Annotated in this window: 13 protein-coding genes; 5 read left to right on the top strand and 8 right to left on the bottom strand. The window is 71.0% G+C overall.

Going from position 1 to position 13,527, the window contains the following annotated elements; translation table 11 throughout:
• Positions 1-5: 5 nt before the first annotated feature.
• Together BJP65_RS09455 and BJP65_RS09450 are read right to left on the bottom strand one after the other, a co-directional pair.
• A complete protein-coding gene (locus tag BJP65_RS09455; RefSeq protein WP_055832480.1) occupies positions 6-1,031 on the bottom strand; it encodes a methionine ABC transporter ATP-binding protein in 1,026 nt (341 codons plus the stop codon).
• Entirely contained in the window at positions 1,028-1,930 is a 903-nt protein-coding gene (locus tag BJP65_RS09450; protein ID WP_070408971.1) for a MetQ/NlpA family ABC transporter substrate-binding protein, read from the bottom strand. The genes BJP65_RS09455 and BJP65_RS09450 overlap by 4 nt, the downstream gene beginning before the upstream one ends.
• A 194-nt stretch (positions 1,931-2,124) precedes the next feature.
• Between BJP65_RS09450 and BJP65_RS09445 the strand changes: the two genes are divergently transcribed.
• Entirely contained in the window at positions 2,125-3,528 is a 1,404-nt protein-coding gene (locus BJP65_RS09445; RefSeq protein WP_070408970.1) for an MFS transporter, read from the top strand.
• 26 nt (positions 3,529-3,554) lie between these two features.
• On the opposite strand, the gene BJP65_RS09440 is transcribed toward BJP65_RS09445, so the two are convergent.
• From BJP65_RS09440 to BJP65_RS09425, 4 genes are all read right to left on the bottom strand, one after another.
• Complete coding sequence (locus tag BJP65_RS09440) at positions 3,555-4,868, bottom strand: dihydrolipoamide acetyltransferase family protein (protein WP_070408969.1); 1,314 nt, start codon at positions 4,866-4,868, stop codon at positions 3,555-3,557.
• A gap of 79 nt (positions 4,869-4,947) precedes the next feature.
• On the bottom strand, positions 4,948-5,925 hold the full coding sequence (locus tag BJP65_RS09435) for an alpha-ketoacid dehydrogenase subunit beta (protein ID WP_070408968.1): 978 nt from the start codon (positions 5,923-5,925) through the stop codon (positions 4,948-4,950).
• Positions 5,922-7,052 carry a thiamine pyrophosphate-dependent enzyme gene (locus tag BJP65_RS09430; protein WP_055832470.1) on the bottom strand — a complete coding sequence of 377 codons (1,131 nt, stop codon included), beginning with the start codon at positions 7,050-7,052 and terminating at the stop codon, positions 5,922-5,924. Before BJP65_RS09430 ends, BJP65_RS09435 begins: the two co-directional genes overlap by 4 nt.
• Positions 7,053-7,148: 96 nt before the next feature.
• Positions 7,149-8,225, bottom strand: a complete 1,077-nt coding sequence (locus BJP65_RS09425; protein WP_055832469.1) for a histidinol-phosphate transaminase — start codon at positions 8,223-8,225, stop codon at positions 7,149-7,151.
• Between the two features lie 120 nt (positions 8,226-8,345).
• Here BJP65_RS09425 and BJP65_RS09420 point away from each other — a divergent pair, with 120 nt between their 5' ends.
• The 4 genes from BJP65_RS09420 to BJP65_RS09405 all read left to right on the top strand — a co-directional run bounded on the left by BJP65_RS09420 (position 8,346) and on the right by BJP65_RS09405 (position 12,155).
• Positions 8,346-8,750 carry a phage holin family protein gene (locus tag BJP65_RS09420; protein WP_070408967.1) on the top strand — a complete coding sequence of 135 codons (405 nt, stop codon included), beginning with the start codon at positions 8,346-8,348 and terminating at the stop codon, positions 8,748-8,750.
• 34 nt (positions 8,751-8,784) lie between these two features.
• The gene (locus BJP65_RS09415; RefSeq protein ID WP_055935022.1) at positions 8,785-9,291 is read left to right on the top strand and encodes a low molecular weight protein-tyrosine-phosphatase; all 507 of its coding nucleotides are present in this window, start codon (positions 8,785-8,787) and stop codon (positions 9,289-9,291) included.
• Positions 9,292-9,318: 27 nt separating this feature from the next.
• Positions 9,319-10,698 (top strand): adenylosuccinate lyase, encoded by a 1,380-nt coding sequence (purB, locus tag BJP65_RS09410; RefSeq protein WP_070408966.1) that lies wholly within the window; start codon positions 9,319-9,321, stop codon positions 10,696-10,698.
• 416 nt (positions 10,699-11,114) lie between these two features.
• Entirely contained in the window at positions 11,115-12,155 is a 1,041-nt protein-coding gene (locus BJP65_RS09405) for a zinc-dependent alcohol dehydrogenase family protein (RefSeq protein WP_070409935.1), read from the top strand.
• A gap of 218 nt (positions 12,156-12,373) precedes the next feature.
• On the opposite strand, the gene BJP65_RS17005 is transcribed toward BJP65_RS09405, so the two are convergent.
• Together BJP65_RS17005 and BJP65_RS09395 are read right to left on the bottom strand one after the other, a co-directional pair.
• On the bottom strand, positions 12,374-12,850 hold the full coding sequence (locus BJP65_RS17005; protein ID WP_258027454.1) for an amino acid transporter: 477 nt from the start codon (positions 12,848-12,850) through the stop codon (positions 12,374-12,376).
• Positions 12,847-13,479 (bottom strand): acyl-CoA synthetase, encoded by a 633-nt coding sequence (locus tag BJP65_RS09395; protein ID WP_070408965.1) that lies wholly within the window; start codon positions 13,477-13,479, stop codon positions 12,847-12,849. Before BJP65_RS09395 ends, BJP65_RS17005 begins: the two co-directional genes overlap by 4 nt.
• Between the last annotated feature and the right edge of the window lie 48 nt (positions 13,480-13,527).

Raw genomic sequence — 13,527 nt, 5'->3', positions numbered from 1 at the left:
CCACTTCACGAGCGCACCTCCCGCGCGGGCAGGACGACGTCGGTGTGCGCGCGCAGCTCCGCCACCACGGCGTCGAGATCGTCGCTGTGCACGCGGTAGGTGAGCGTGCCCAGCTGCCGACCGAGCACGTCGGTCACCCCGCCGTAGACGACCGAGTGACGGGCGTCGTGGCGGTGGAACACGTTCGAGACGTCTTCGCTCGAGAACTCGTTCACCTCGACGCTGACCAGGTCTCCCCCGCCCGCGGCGAGCGCGGCCAGCGCCTCGCCCGACGGCACGCCCTGGGTCACCGCGGCGACGAACCGCTTCGTGAGGTCGGCGCGCGGGTGCGCGAACACGCGGTACGTGTCGCCGCTGTCGACGACGCGGCCGCCGTCCATGACGATCACCTGGTCGCACAGCTCGTGCACGATCGAGATCTGGTGGGTGATGACGACGATCGTGATGCCGAGGCGCCGGTTGATCTCGCGCAGCAGGTCGAGCACCTCGGCCGTGGTCTGCGGGTCGAGGGCGCTGGTCGCCTCGTCGGCGAGCAGGATGCGCGGGTCGGTGGCGATCGCCCGGGCGATGCCGACGCGCTGCTTCTGCCCGCCCGACAGGCGCCGGGGGTACTGCTTCGCCTTGTCGCCGATGCCGACGAAGTCGAGCAGCTCAGCGACCCGCTTGTCGCGGTCGGCTCTCTTCCACCCGGCCACCTTCAGCGGATAGGCGACGTTGGCCGCGACGGTGCGCGAGGTGAACAGGTTGAACTGCTGGAAGATCATGCCCACGCGGCGCCGCAGGTCGCGCAGCTTCGCCTCAGATGCCGCCCCCACGTCGACGCCGAGCACCTCCACGGTGCCCGACGTCGGCTGCTCGAGTCCGTTCAGCAGCCGCACGAGGGTCGACTTGCCGGCGCCGGAGTACCCGATCACCCCGACGATCGACCCCTCCTCCACGCTCAGCGACACGTCGTCGACGGCCGTGGTGGTGGAGCGGCGATCGGTGCGGAAGCTCTTCGAGACGCCCCGCAGCTCGATGACCGCGGTCATCCGTTCTGGGCCTTGAGTGCGTCTTCGAGGCTGGCCAGTTCGTCCTGCAGCTGGGCGGCGGTCCAGTCCGCCTTGAACTGCAGGTTGCCCTGATTGAGCTCGGTGACCGCCGCCTCGACCTCGGTGCTGTGATGCGCCGTGACGAGCTTCTCCCAGCGGGGGTCGTCCTTCTTGTCGTCGCGCGTGACGAAGGCGTTGATGTACGGCGCGAGCTGCGGGTTGTTCAGGTCTTCCTTGAAGATGATGAGCTCGTCGCCGAGCCCGCCCTTCTGCGCCTGCGTGTTGTTCACGATCGCGGCCTGGGCGCTGCCGTCCTTCAGCGCCGTGACGGTCTGGTTCGTGTCGACGGGCAGCAGCTCGACCTTGGTCGTGACGATGTCGGCCGGCGTCGAGAGGGCGCTGCCGCCGTCCTTCAGGGTGAGGAGCCCCGCCGTCTGCAGGTTGAGCAGACCGCGGGCGAGGTTGGTGGGGTTGTTGGGGATCGCGACCTTGGCGCCCTCGGGCAGGTCCTTCACATCGGTGTACTGCTCGGAGTACAGCGCGAGCGGGTAGACCGCGGTGGCCCCCACCGGCACGAGGGTGCCGTTGTTCTCGACGTTGAACTGCGACAGGTAGATGAGGTGCTGGAAGAGGTTCACGTCGAGCTCGCCGTCCTGCACGCCCTGGTTGAGCTGCACGCCGTCGTTGATCGTGCGCACCTCGAGGTCGATGCCCTCTTCGGCGAGCTTCTGCTTCAGCACCGTCCAGTGCGCCTCGGTGCCGTCATCGGCGCCGAGGACGATGCGCGAGGAGTCGTCGCCGGATGCCGCACCCCCGGCGCACCCGGTGAGGGCGAAGAGCAGGGCTGCGGTGGAGGCGCCGAGGATCGTGGCCAGGCGTGCGGTGCGGCGTGAAGTCATGGGTCCACGTCATCACGCGCGCCGGGGATGCCGAAGTCGAGGCGTTACGCGTGGTCACGGGGTGTCATGCGGGGTAACGGATTGGGCGGATGCCGAGTGCTCGGCGATGATCGCGCGGCCCGGGGTGCCACGACCGACGGATAGCCTCGAGAGTGATGTCACGGGATGAGAACGCGCGAAGAAATCTGTCCCGGATGCCACGACAGGGCGTCGTCGTGGCCGTCCTCGCCCTCGCGGGCCTGTGCTCGTCGTTCATGTTCACCCTGGTGGTGCCCATCCAGTCGCAGCTGCCCCAGCTGCTGGATGCGTCGCGCGACGACACCGCCTGGGTCGTGACCTCGACGCTGCTCGCCGCGGCCGTCACCACCCCGATCGCCGGCCGCCTCGGCGACATGTACGGCAAGCGGCGCATCGTGCTCGTGCTGCTGGCGGTGATGATGCTGGGCTCGGTGATCGCCGCCCTGTCGACCGGCATCATCGGCATGATCATCGGGCGCGCCCTGCAGGGGGCCGTCGTGGGCGTGGTGCCGCTGGGCATCTCGATCCTGCGTGACGTGCTGCACGAGAACCGCGTCGACAGCGCGATCGCGCTCATGAGCGCCACGCTCGGCGTGGGTGGCGCCCTCGGACTGCCGATCAGCGCCCTGGTGGCCGAGAACACCGACTGGCACTGGTTGTTCTGGATCGCCGGCGGCCTCGGCGCCGTCGTCTTCGTGCTGACGCTCTGGATCGTGCCGGTGAGCGTGCTCCGCACCGCCGGACGCTTCGACTACCTGGGTGCCGCGGGTCTCGCGGTCGGCCTGATCGGCGTGCTCCTCGCCGTGTCGCGGGGGAACACGTGGGGCTGGACCTCGCCCGTCACCCTCGCCCTCGCGATCGGCGGTGTCGCGGTGCTGCTGCTGTGGGGCTGGTACGAGCTGCGCATCGACTCCCCGCTGCTCGACCTGCGCGTCGCCGCCCGCCGCCCAGTCCTGCTCACGAACCTCGCCTCGGTCGCGATGGGCTTCGCCCTGTTCACCTCGAACGTCGCCTACCCGCAGATGCTCGAGCTGCCGATCGCGACCGGCGTGGGTCTCGGCCTGTCGCTTCTCGCGGCGAGCCTGGTCGTCATGCCCTCGGGGCTCGTGATGATGGTGCTCTCGCCGATCTCCGGCGCCCTCGCGCGCACGATCGGCCCGCGCGTGCTGCTGGTCGCCGGAGCGATCTCGCTCATCGTGGCCTACGGCTTCAGCCTCACGTTCTCGAGCGAGGTCTGGCACTTCGTCGTCGCCAACATCCTCATCGGCTTCGGGATCGGCTTCGGCTACGCCGCGATGCCGATGCTCATCATGCGCGCGGTCCCGCCGAGCGAGACGGGCGCCTCGAACGGCCTCAACGCCCTGGCCCGCTCCCTCGGCACGAGCACCTCCGCCGCGATCGTCGGCGTGGTGCTCGCGACACTCTCGACCGGTGAGGGTGACACCCGCGTGCCGACGGCCGACGCCTTCCAGGTGTCGTTCCTGCTCGGCATCGGCGCGGCCGTCATCGCGCTGGTCCTGGCGCTGCTGATCCCGAAGCGGAGCGCACCCGCCCCCGAGCGGGCGTCACTCCCGGAGTGACCCCGCCGACCTGAACCGCTCCCCGCTCAGTCCAGCAGCAGCGCCGGCTCCTCGAGCACGGATGCCACATCGGCGATGAACCGCGAGATCCCGTCGCCGTCGACCACGCGGTGATCGAACGACCCCGACACGGTGGTCACCCAGCGCGGGCGCACCTCGCCGTCGACGACCCACGGCTTCTGGCGGATCGCGCCCAGGGCGATGATGCCGGCCTCACCCGGGTTGATGATCGGGGTACCGGCATCCACCCCGAAGACGCCGATGTTCGTGATCGTGAACGTTCCGCCGGTCTGGTCGGCCGGGCTCGTCTTGCCCTCGCGCGCGGTGAGGGTGAGGTGCTCGAGCGCCTTGGCCAGCTCGCGCGTGTTCATCGCCTGCGCGTCCTTGATGTTGGGCACGAGCAGGCCGCGCGGGGTGGCGGCGGCGATGCCGAGGTTGACGTAGTGACGCACGCTGATCTGCGCGCCGTCCTCGGTGTCGACCCAGGCGGCGTTGATCATCGGGGTGCGGCGCAGGGCCCAGATCACGGCGCGCGCCATGATCAGCAGCGGCGAGATCTTCACGTCGGCGAAGTCGGCCGAGGCCTTGAGCCGCTTGACGAACTCCATGGTGCGCGAGGCGTCGACGTCGACCCACACCGAGACGTGCGGGGCCGAGTACGCGCTCGAGGTCATCGCGTTGGCGGTGGCCTTGCGCACGCCGCGCACCGGGATCGACTCCTCGCGGGCGTCGGCGACCGGCGCCGGGGCGGCGGGGGCGGGCACGGGGATCGTCTCTTCGCGCACGGCGCCCCACGCCGGCGTCTCGATGTTGCGGAAGACGCTGGCCTGGTCGGCGTGCTTCACGACGTCGTCGCGGGTCACTTCGCCCGCGGGACCGCTGGGCGTGACGGCCGACAGGTCGACCCCGAGGTCGCGCGCGAGCTTGCGGATCGGGGGCTTGGCGACCACACCGACGGATGCCTTGACCGGACGCTCCGCGGGTGCGCGACGCCGCGACGACACCGCTCCGCCCGTGCCGTAACCGACCAATACGGCACCGCCGGCGTCGTCGGGCTCGGGCACCGTGGTGGGGGCCGCGGGGGCCGGGGGCGCGGCATCCGCGGAGCCGATGGTGATGATCGGAACGCCCACCTCGACGGTGGCGCCCTCGACGGCGAGGAGTTCTCCGACCGTGCCCGAGAAGGGCGAGGGCAGCTCGACGAGCGACTTGGCGGTCTCGATCTCGACGATCACGTCGTTGACCTCGACGGTGTCGCCCGGGGCGACGCGCCACTGCACGATCTCGGCCTCGGTGAGGCCTTCTCCGACGTCGGGGAGAACGAAGGTCTGCTCGGTCACGGTGTGTCCTTTGCTCGGGAGCCAGCTTGTCACCGGCGACGCCGCAACGGAATGCTCCGGCGGGCGGGAGGGCAGCGGGTCAGTAGGCGAGAGACCGGTCGACGGCCTCGAGGATGCGGTCGGCGTCGGGCAGGTACGTGCCCTCGAGCTTCGCGGGAGGGAACGGCACGTCGAAGCCCGACACCCGCAGCACGGGGGCCTCGAGGGCGAAGAACGCCCGCTCCATGACGGTGGCCGCGATCTCGGAACCGAGCGAGGTGAAGCCCGGTGCCTCCTGCGCGTAGACCATGCGTCCGGTGCGGCGCACCGAGTCGAGCAGCGGGCCGTAGTCGACCGGCGAGAGCGACCGCAGGTCGATGACCTCGCAGCTCGTGCCCTCGCTCTCGGCGAGCGCGGCCGCCTGCAGCAGGGTGGTGACCATGGCGCCGTGACCGACGAGGGTGACGTCGGTCCCGCGGCGCACGATGCGGCTGGCGTGCAGCGGCAGCGCGGGGGCCTCGGTGTCGACCTCGCCCTTCTGCCAGTACTTCGCCTTGGGCTCGAGGAAGATGACGGGGTCGAGCGAGGCGATGGCCTGCTGCATCATCCAGTACGCGTCGTTGGCGTTCGAGGGGCTGACGACCCGCAGGCCCGGGGTGTGCGTGAAGTACGCCTCGGGGCTCTCCTGGTGGTGCTCGACCGCGCCGATGTGTCCGCCGTAGGGAATGCGGATGACGACGGGCATGCGCACGCCGCCCTCGTGGCGGTTCGTGATCTTCGCCAGCTGCGAGGTGATCTGGTCGAACGCGGGAAAGACGAAGCCGTCGAACTGGATCTCGAGCACGGGCTTGAACCCGCCCATCGCGAGGCCGATCGCGGTTCCGACGATGCCCGACTCGGCCAGGGGCGAGTCGATGACGCGGCGCGGTCCGAAGTCCTTCTGCAGCCCCTCGGTGACGCGGAAGACGCCGCCGAGCGGCCCGATGTCCTCGCCCATGAGCAGCACGCGGTCGTCGGTCTCGAGCGCGCGGCGCAGGCCCGCGTTCAGGGCCCGGCTGATCGGCAGGTTCTCGGTCACTTCGCGCCCCCGTCCATCGACGTCTCGTAGTCGTCGAGCCAGCGCTGCTCCGACTCGATGAGCGCGTGCGCCTCGGAGTAGACGCTCTCGAACATGTGCACCCGGGGCAGGCCGCCGAGCTCGTTCGTGCGGGTGCGCACGTCGTCGGCGAGCGCCCGGCCCTCGGCATCCGCGTCGTCGAAGAACTGCTGCGAGGCGCCGCGACCCTCGAGGAAAGCGCGCATGCGGACGATCGGGTCGCGCCGGCCCCACGACTGCTCCTCGTCGGAGGTGCGGTACTTGGTGGGGTCGTCGCTCGTGGTGTGCGCGCCCATGCGGTAGGTCATCGCCTCGATCGCGCGGGGTCCGCCACCGGCCCGGGCCTCGTCGAGGGCGAGCTTCGACACGGCGTAGCTGGCGAGGACGTCGTTGCCGTCGACCTGCAGGCTCGGGATGCCGTACCCCTCGCCGCGCTTGTACAGCGGCGAGCGCGACTGGGTGGCGACGGGCACCGAGATGGCCCACTGGTTGTTCTGCAGGAAGAAGACCTCGGGGGTCTGGAAGCTCGCGGCGAAGACCATCGCCTCGTGCACGTCGCCCTGGCTGGAGGCACCGTCGCCGTAGTAGACGATGACGGCCTCATCGCGCTCGGGGTCGCCGGTGCCGCTCTTGCCGTCGAAGACCAGGCCCATCGCCAGGCCCGTGGCGTGCAGCGTCTGCGCGCCGAGCACGAGCGTGTAGATGTGCGTGTTGCCGTTCTTCGGGTCGGTCGGGTCCCACCCGCCGTGGGTGAGTCCGCGCATGAGCCGGATGATGTCGAGCGGGTCGACGCCGCGGATGCGGGTGACCACGTGCTCGCGGTACGAGGGGAACAGGTGGTCCTGGGCCCGCGCGGCGCGGGCGGAGCCGACCTGCGCGGCCTCTTGACCGAACGAGGGGGGCCACAGGGCGAGCTGCCCTTGACGCTGCAGGTTGGTCGCCTGCACGTCGAAGGCGCGGATCGAGACCATGTCGCGGTAGAACGTCTCGAGTTCGGCGTCGGTCAGCGCGTCGATGAGCGGCAGATAGCGCTCGGCTGCGGGCGTGGGGGCCAGCGAACCGTCGGCGGCGAGAACGCGCACGAGAGCGGGGTCATCGAGCGGGGTCATGCTCCCACGCTAATGCTCGCCTTATGCCGAGGACCGCATGAGGTGCACAACGGATGCCGCGATTCGGGGTTCGATACCGACAAACGCCGCACCCGGTCAGCGCGGAGCGACCGAGGCCGCGGCCTCGACGATGCGGTCGAGGGACTCCTCTTCACCGATCGAGATGCGCACGCCGTCGCCCGCGAAGGGACGCACGACCAAACCCGCCTCTTCGAACGCCGCGGCGACCTCGACCGCCCGCTCCCCCGCGGGAAGCCACACGAAATTGCCCTGGGCGTCGGGCACCGGCCAGCCCGCCTCGCGCAGACGCGCGACGAGACCGTCGCGGCGCTGGGCGATGACGGTGACGCGCTCGAGCAGTTCCGACTCGGCGCGCAGGCTCGCGAGCGCGGCCTCTTCGGCGGCGGCCGTCACCGACAGGGGTATGGCCGTGCTGCGCGCGGCGTCGAGCACGCGCGTGTGGCCGATGGCGTATCCGACGCGCAGGCCCGCCAGACCGTAGGCCTTGCTGAAGGTGCGCAGCACCACGATGTTGGGGCGGGCGATGATCGCGCGCACGCGATCGCCCTCGACCGACGCGGGATCGGTGACGAACTCGGCGTAGGCCTCGTCGAGCACGATGAGCACGTCGGCGGGCACGGAGTCGACGAAGACGGCGAACTCGTCGTGGGTGACGGTGGGGCCCGTCGGGTTGTTCGGGCTGCACACGATGATCAGGCGCGTGCGGTCGGTGACCGCGGCGGCCATCGCGGGCAGGTCGTGACGGAAGTCCGCGGTGAGCGGCACCGGCACGCTCGTCGCCCCGGCGACCGCGACCAGAGACGGGTAGGCCTCGAACGAGCGCCACGCGTACACGACCTCGTCGCCGGGACCCGAGGTCGCCAGCAGCAGCTGCGCGAGCAGCGACACGCTGCCGGCACCGACGTGCACGTCGTCGGGCGAGACGCCGTGGCGTGCGGCGAGACGTTCGCGCAGGCGGGCGGCCGTGGCATCCGGATACCGGTTGATGCCGGTCGCCCCCTGGATCGCCTCGAGCACCCCGGGGAGCGGGTCGAACGGGTTCTCGTTGCTCGAGAGCTTGAACGCGTCGGGGCTGGCCTGACGCCCCTGGCGGTACGCCGGCAGCGCGGCGATCTCGGGGCGGATACGGGGCAGAACCGGCTCGTCACTCACCCCGCGAGCCTAACCGCGAGGCCCCCGCACGCGTCAGTCCCTTCTTTCGACGGCTTCTCCACAGCCCACGGCGCGAGATTCGTCCCGGGCGCAGCGCCCCGTCCGTGCCAAGGTGGAGGCATGCGCTTCGTCGTTCGCGTGGCCGTCAACGCCTTCGCCATCTGGATCGTCACCCTGCTGCCCGCCCTGCAGGTGCGACTCATTCCGTTCGCGCCGGGCGAGGGCCTGCAGGTCGCCCTCACCGTGCTGGTGGTCGGACTGATCTTCGCGCTCGTGAACACCCTCATCGGCACGGTGGTGAAGTTCGTCGCGATCCCGCTCTACATCCTCACGCTCGGACTCATCTCGCTCGTCATCAACGGATTCCTGCTGTGGCTGACGGCCGTCATCACCGAGAACTGGGACTGGGGCCTGCGTACCGGCGAGTTCTGGCTCACCGCCGTCGCGGCCCTGCTCATCGGCATCATCAACGCTGTCCTCGGCGGGCTGCTGCGCCCGCGCAAAGAAGAGCGCTCACGCCGCTGATGCGCGAAAAGCGCTTCCCCGCCATGATGGGGGGATGACCGCGAGTGCCGACGCGCCCTTCCGCGTCGTGTTCGTGTGCAGCGGCAACATCTGCCGCTCCCCCATGGCCGACGTGGTGTTCCGCCGTCTCGCGGAAATCTCGGGGCTCTCGTCACGCGTGGCCTCCAGCTCGGCCGGTACCGGCGACTGGCACGTGGGCGAGCGCGCCGACCACCGCACCCTCGCGGTCCTCGACCGCCACGGCTACGACGGCTCGTCGCACCGCGCGCGGCAGTTCCAGTACGCCGACTTCGAGCACAACGACCTGGTCGTGGCGCTCGACCGCAGCCACGAGCGCGTGCTGCGCGGCTGGGCGCACGACGACGACGCGGCCGACAAGATCGCGCTGCTGCAGTCGTTCCTCCCCGATGCCGACACCCTCGACGTGCCCGACCCGTACTACGCCGGGGCCCCGATGTTCGACGAGGTGCTCGGTATGATCGAACGCGCAAGCCGAGCCCTGTTCCGACAGCTCGAGCCCGCCATCCGTACCGCGGGCTGACCCGTTCGCGCGATCCCCGGGAGACCCGTGTCCTCTCTGCCTCCGCAGCCCCTCAGCCCCCTCGACGGCCGCTACTTCGCCACCGTCGCAGAACTCGGCGACTACCTGTCGGAAGCGGGACTGAACCGCGCCCGCGTCGAGGTCGAGGTCGAGTGGCTGCTCGCCCTGACCGACCGTTCGCTGTTCGGCACCTCGCCCGTGTCCGACGCCGACCGCACGCGTCTGCGGGCCCTGTATGAGGAGTTCGGCGCCGACGAGATCGCCTGGCTCAAAGAGAAAGAAGCCGTCACCCGCCACGACGTGAAGGCCGTCGAGTACCTCGTGCGCGACCGGCTCGACACTCTCGGGCTGACGGCGCTCGCCGAGCTGACGCACTTCGCGTGCACCAGCGAAGACATCAACTCCACCGCCTACGCCCTCACCGTGCAGCGCGCGGTCGAGCGCGTGTGGCTGCCGAAGCTCCGGTCGGTCACCGCCGCCCTCGCCGAGCTCGCCGTCGAGCACCGCGATGCGGCCATGCTCTCGCGCACCCACGGCCAGCCCGCCACGCCCACCACCATGGGCAAAGAGATCGGCGTCTTCGCGTGGCGCCTCGAGCGCGTCATCCGCCAGCTCGACGCCGGGGAGTACCTCGCCAAGTTCTCGGGCGCCACCGGCACCTGGTCGGCGCACGTCGCCGCCGAGCCCGACGTCGACTGGCCCGAGCTCACGCGCACGTTCATCGAGTCGCTCGGCCTGGGCTTCAACCCGGTCACGACGCAGATCGAATCGCACGACTGGCAGGTCGAGCTGTACGACCGCGCGCGGCACGCGGGCGGCATCCTGCACAACCTCGCCACCGACATCTGGACCTACATCTCGCTCGGCTACTTCACGCAGATCCCGGTCGCCGGCGCCACGGGGTCGTCGACCATGCCGCACAAGATCAACCCGATCCGCTTCGAGAACGCCGAGGCGAACCTCGAGATCGCCGGCGGACTGTTCGGCACCCTGGCATCCACCCTCGTCACCAGCCGCCTGCAGCGCGACCTCACCGACTCGACCACCCAGCGCAACATCGGCGTCGCCTTCGGCCACTCGCTGCTCGCGCTCGACAACCTGCAGCGCGGGCTCACCGAGATCTCGCTCGCCGAGAAGGTGCTGCTGGCCGACCTCGACGTGAACTGGGAGGTGCTCGCCGAGGCCATTCAGACCGTGGTGCGCGCCGAGATCGCCGCGGGTCGCTCGCGCATCACCGACCCGTACGCCCTGCTCAAAGACCTCACGCGCGGTCGCCGCGTGGGCGGCGCCGAGCTGGCGGAGTTCGTGCGCGGCCTCGACATCGGCGACGCCGCGAAAGAGCGCCTGCTCGCGCTCACGCCCGCCGCGTATGCGGGGCTGGCGTCGAAGGTGGTCGACGCGCTGTAGGGCGGGGCCGCCGCGGGGGCAGCCCACGGCGCGAGCCGACGTCCGCGCTCCCGCTCCGACCTCGGAGCCATGTGCCGAACTCCTGAGAAAAAGGGGCGCCTCTGCCTCCGAGACGGGGGGAACGGCGCGAGCAGGCGATTTCTCAGGAGTTCGGCTCGCCCCGAAGAGCCGCCTCCCCACCCCCGCCGACCGTCCGACGCCCACCCCCGTCGGTCGGCCCGTCGACAACCGCTGCCCTCGACGCGTGCCGAACTCCGGAGAGATTGACGGCGTGGGCGGATCGGCCCCGATTTCTCGCGGGTCTCGGCTCGACGGCCACGATTTCTCAGGAGTTCGGCACACCGCCCATCCCGTGACACACCGCCACGCGGCGACCCCGGCGACGCGCAGAAGCCGCGGACGGAAGAATGGATGCCATGCGCGCGATGATCATGGATGCCCTGGCCGAGCCGCTCGAGGTGCGCGAGGTCGACGCCCCGACAGCCCCGGCGGGCGGCGTCGTGGTCGAGGTGCACGCGACCGGCCTGTGCAAGAGCGACTGGCACGCCTGGGTCGGCCACGACGACGTGTCGCTGCCGCACGTTCCCGGTCATGAGCTGGCCGGTCTGATCGTCGAGGTGGGCGACGGCGTCCAGCGCTGGAGCGTCGGCGACCGCGTGACCGTGCCGTTCGTGATGGGCTGCGGCGCGTGCGAGTGGTGCCTCGGCGGCAACGCGCAGGTGTGCCCCGACCAGCAGCAGCCCGGCTTCACGCAGTGGGGATCCTTCGCGGAGCGGGTGGTGCTGCGTGCGGCCGACACGAACGTCGTGCGCATTCCCGACGGCGTCTCGTTCGAGGCGGCCGCGGCCCTCGGGTGCCGCTTCGCCACGGCGTACCGCGCGCTCACCGGCCGCGCGCGCGTGACGGCCGGGGAGTGGATCACCGTGGTCGGTGCGGGCGGGGTCGGACTCAGCGCGGTGATGATCGGCGTCGCCCTCGGCGCGCGCGTGATCGCCGTCGATCGCACTCCCGCCGCCCTCGACGCGGCACGGCGCCTCGGCGCGGAGCACGCCCTCGTCGCCGACGGCTCTGACATCGCCGCGGCGGTGCACGAGCTCACCGGCGGAGGAAGCCACGTCTCGGTCGACGCGGTCGGCAGCGCGCAGACGGCCCGCGACGCGGTGCTGAGCCTGCGGCGCCGCGGACGCCACGTGCAGATCGGCCTGCTGCCCACGACCGACGGCATGACGTCGATGCCGATGGCCCGCGTGATCGCATGGGAACTTGACCTGCTCGGCAGCCACGGCATGGCCGCGGTCGACTACCCCGAGATGCTCTCGCTCATCGAGAGCGGCGCCCTGCGCCCGCACGACCTCATCGAGCGCGTCATCGGCCTCGGCGAAGCCGCGACGCTGCTGCCGGGCATGGACTCCGCGTCACCGGCGGGTATGACGATGATCGACCCGCGTCGGGCCTGAGCGCGGGGGCGGCACGCGCCCAGCGTCACGGTCGGTGCGCGCCGAGGTCGGTGCGGGGCCGAAGCCGACGCACGGCTGGCGCGCTCCGGGGGCCGGAATCCGGCCGGGATCGGTGCTCGGCGGAGGAGATGTGGCCGAGGGCGTACAGAATTCGGCGCTGAGCCCTCCGCTCGTCCCAGGCCCTCCGCTCGTCACCGCGCGGCGCGATGCGGTCGGCGTCAGGCCTTGGGTGCGGTGGTGTCGCCGTCGGGTCCGTCTGCGGCGCTCCGGGTCGGTCGCTTCGCGTCCGTGGGGTCGGTGGACGCCGGCTCGCTGGTCGGCGCTGCCGCCGGAGTCGCCGCCGCCGGAGTCGGTGCCGCAGGGGTCGGTGCCGCAGGGGTCGCCGCGGTCGCGCCGGTGGGCGCGGCATCCTGATCATCCGTCGGCAGCAGCAGCGGACGATCGATCGTCGCGGTGACCTTCGAGGGGTCGACCATGAGCAGCATCAGCGCCACGCTCACGAGCGTGACGATGAACGTCGCTCCCGCGGCCACCGCCGCCACGACGAGGGCGCGCTGGATCTCTTCGGCGGGCCGGGTCTGGAAGAACCCCATCGACATGAGCGTGACGAAGCCTGCGAACAGAGCGGCGACGAAGGCGAGGCCCAGAAGCTGAACGGGCTTCATCAGGTCGCGGCGGGTGGGCTTGTCGGTCATGACGCGGCCTCTTCCGAAGGTAGGGCCGGAGCGGCCTCGGGGCGGCGGGGTGAGAAGCCCGCGATGGCCAGGAACACGGCGACGACCGCCGCGTATCCGCCGAAGAGTCCCACGGCGATGGTGATTCCGGTGAGGGTGAACGAGCCCGCCCCGGCGATGCTGTAGTCGAGCGTGTACTGCTGGAACGGCAGCAGCAGCGCGGCGCCGAGAACCAGGCTCAGGATGCCGATGAGCACCCCGTCGCGCACACCGTCGGTGCGGCCGGCGCGGCGATCGCGCCGTGCCCCCAGCAGTTCGATGAGCCCGGTGAGCAGAGCCCACGCGATGACGACGCCGAAGAAGAATCCCGTGGTGCGCCACGCGGGCACGCTGCTCGCCAGGCCCGCGAGGATCGAGACGACCGCGAGCAGTACGGGCGTCGCGCGCTCGGTGCGGGGGAACACGAGCCAGGCCGACAGCGCGAAGACGAGGCCCGTGGCGAGCGCGAAGCCGCTGAACACGCCGAGCCCGAGGGGCGCCGAGTGATCCGGCGAGAACGTCACCATGACGGCGGCAAGAGCCGCGAAAAGGGCGCGCGCGAGTTGCACGTGGCGCAGGTCGAACGAGCGCACAGAGGAAGGAGTGGTCACGGAGAGTCCCGGAGAGGCGGAGTCGATGGCATCCAGTCTATTCCTCGG

It is taken from the genome of Microbacterium sp. BH-3-3-3, assembly GCF_001792815.1.
Taxonomy (GTDB): Bacteria; Actinomycetota; Actinomycetes; order Actinomycetales; family Microbacteriaceae; genus Microbacterium.
The sequence above is the reverse complement of the archived record's forward strand: the minus strand, read 5'-3'. Positions and strand labels throughout refer to the sequence as shown.

What these genes read in the sequence shown, in the direction of transcription:
- BJP65_RS09455 (WP_055832480.1), bottom strand. Translation starts at nt 1,031, where the DNA reads ATGACCGCGGTCATCGAGCTGCGGGGCGTCTCGAAGAGCTTCCGCACC.
- BJP65_RS09450 (WP_070408971.1), bottom strand. Translation starts at nt 1,930, where the DNA reads ATGACTTCACGCCGCACCGCACGCCTGGCCACGATCCTCGGCGCCTCC.
- BJP65_RS09445 (WP_070408970.1), top strand. Translation starts at nt 2,125, where the DNA reads ATGCCACGACAGGGCGTCGTCGTGGCCGTCCTCGCCCTCGCGGGCCTG.
- BJP65_RS09430 (WP_055832470.1), bottom strand. Translation starts at nt 7,052, where the DNA reads ATGACCCCGCTCGATGACCCCGCTCTCGTGCGCGTTCTCGCCGCCGAC.
- BJP65_RS09420 (WP_070408967.1), top strand. Translation starts at nt 8,346, where the DNA reads ATGCGCTTCGTCGTTCGCGTGGCCGTCAACGCCTTCGCCATCTGGATC.
- BJP65_RS09415 (WP_055935022.1), top strand. Translation starts at nt 8,785, where the DNA reads ATGACCGCGAGTGCCGACGCGCCCTTCCGCGTCGTGTTCGTGTGCAGC.
- BJP65_RS09405 (WP_070409935.1), top strand. Translation starts at nt 11,115, where the DNA reads ATGCGCGCGATGATCATGGATGCCCTGGCCGAGCCGCTCGAGGTGCGC.
- BJP65_RS17005 (WP_258027454.1), bottom strand. Translation starts at nt 12,850, where the DNA reads ATGACCGACAAGCCCACCCGCCGCGACCTGATGAAGCCCGTTCAGCTT.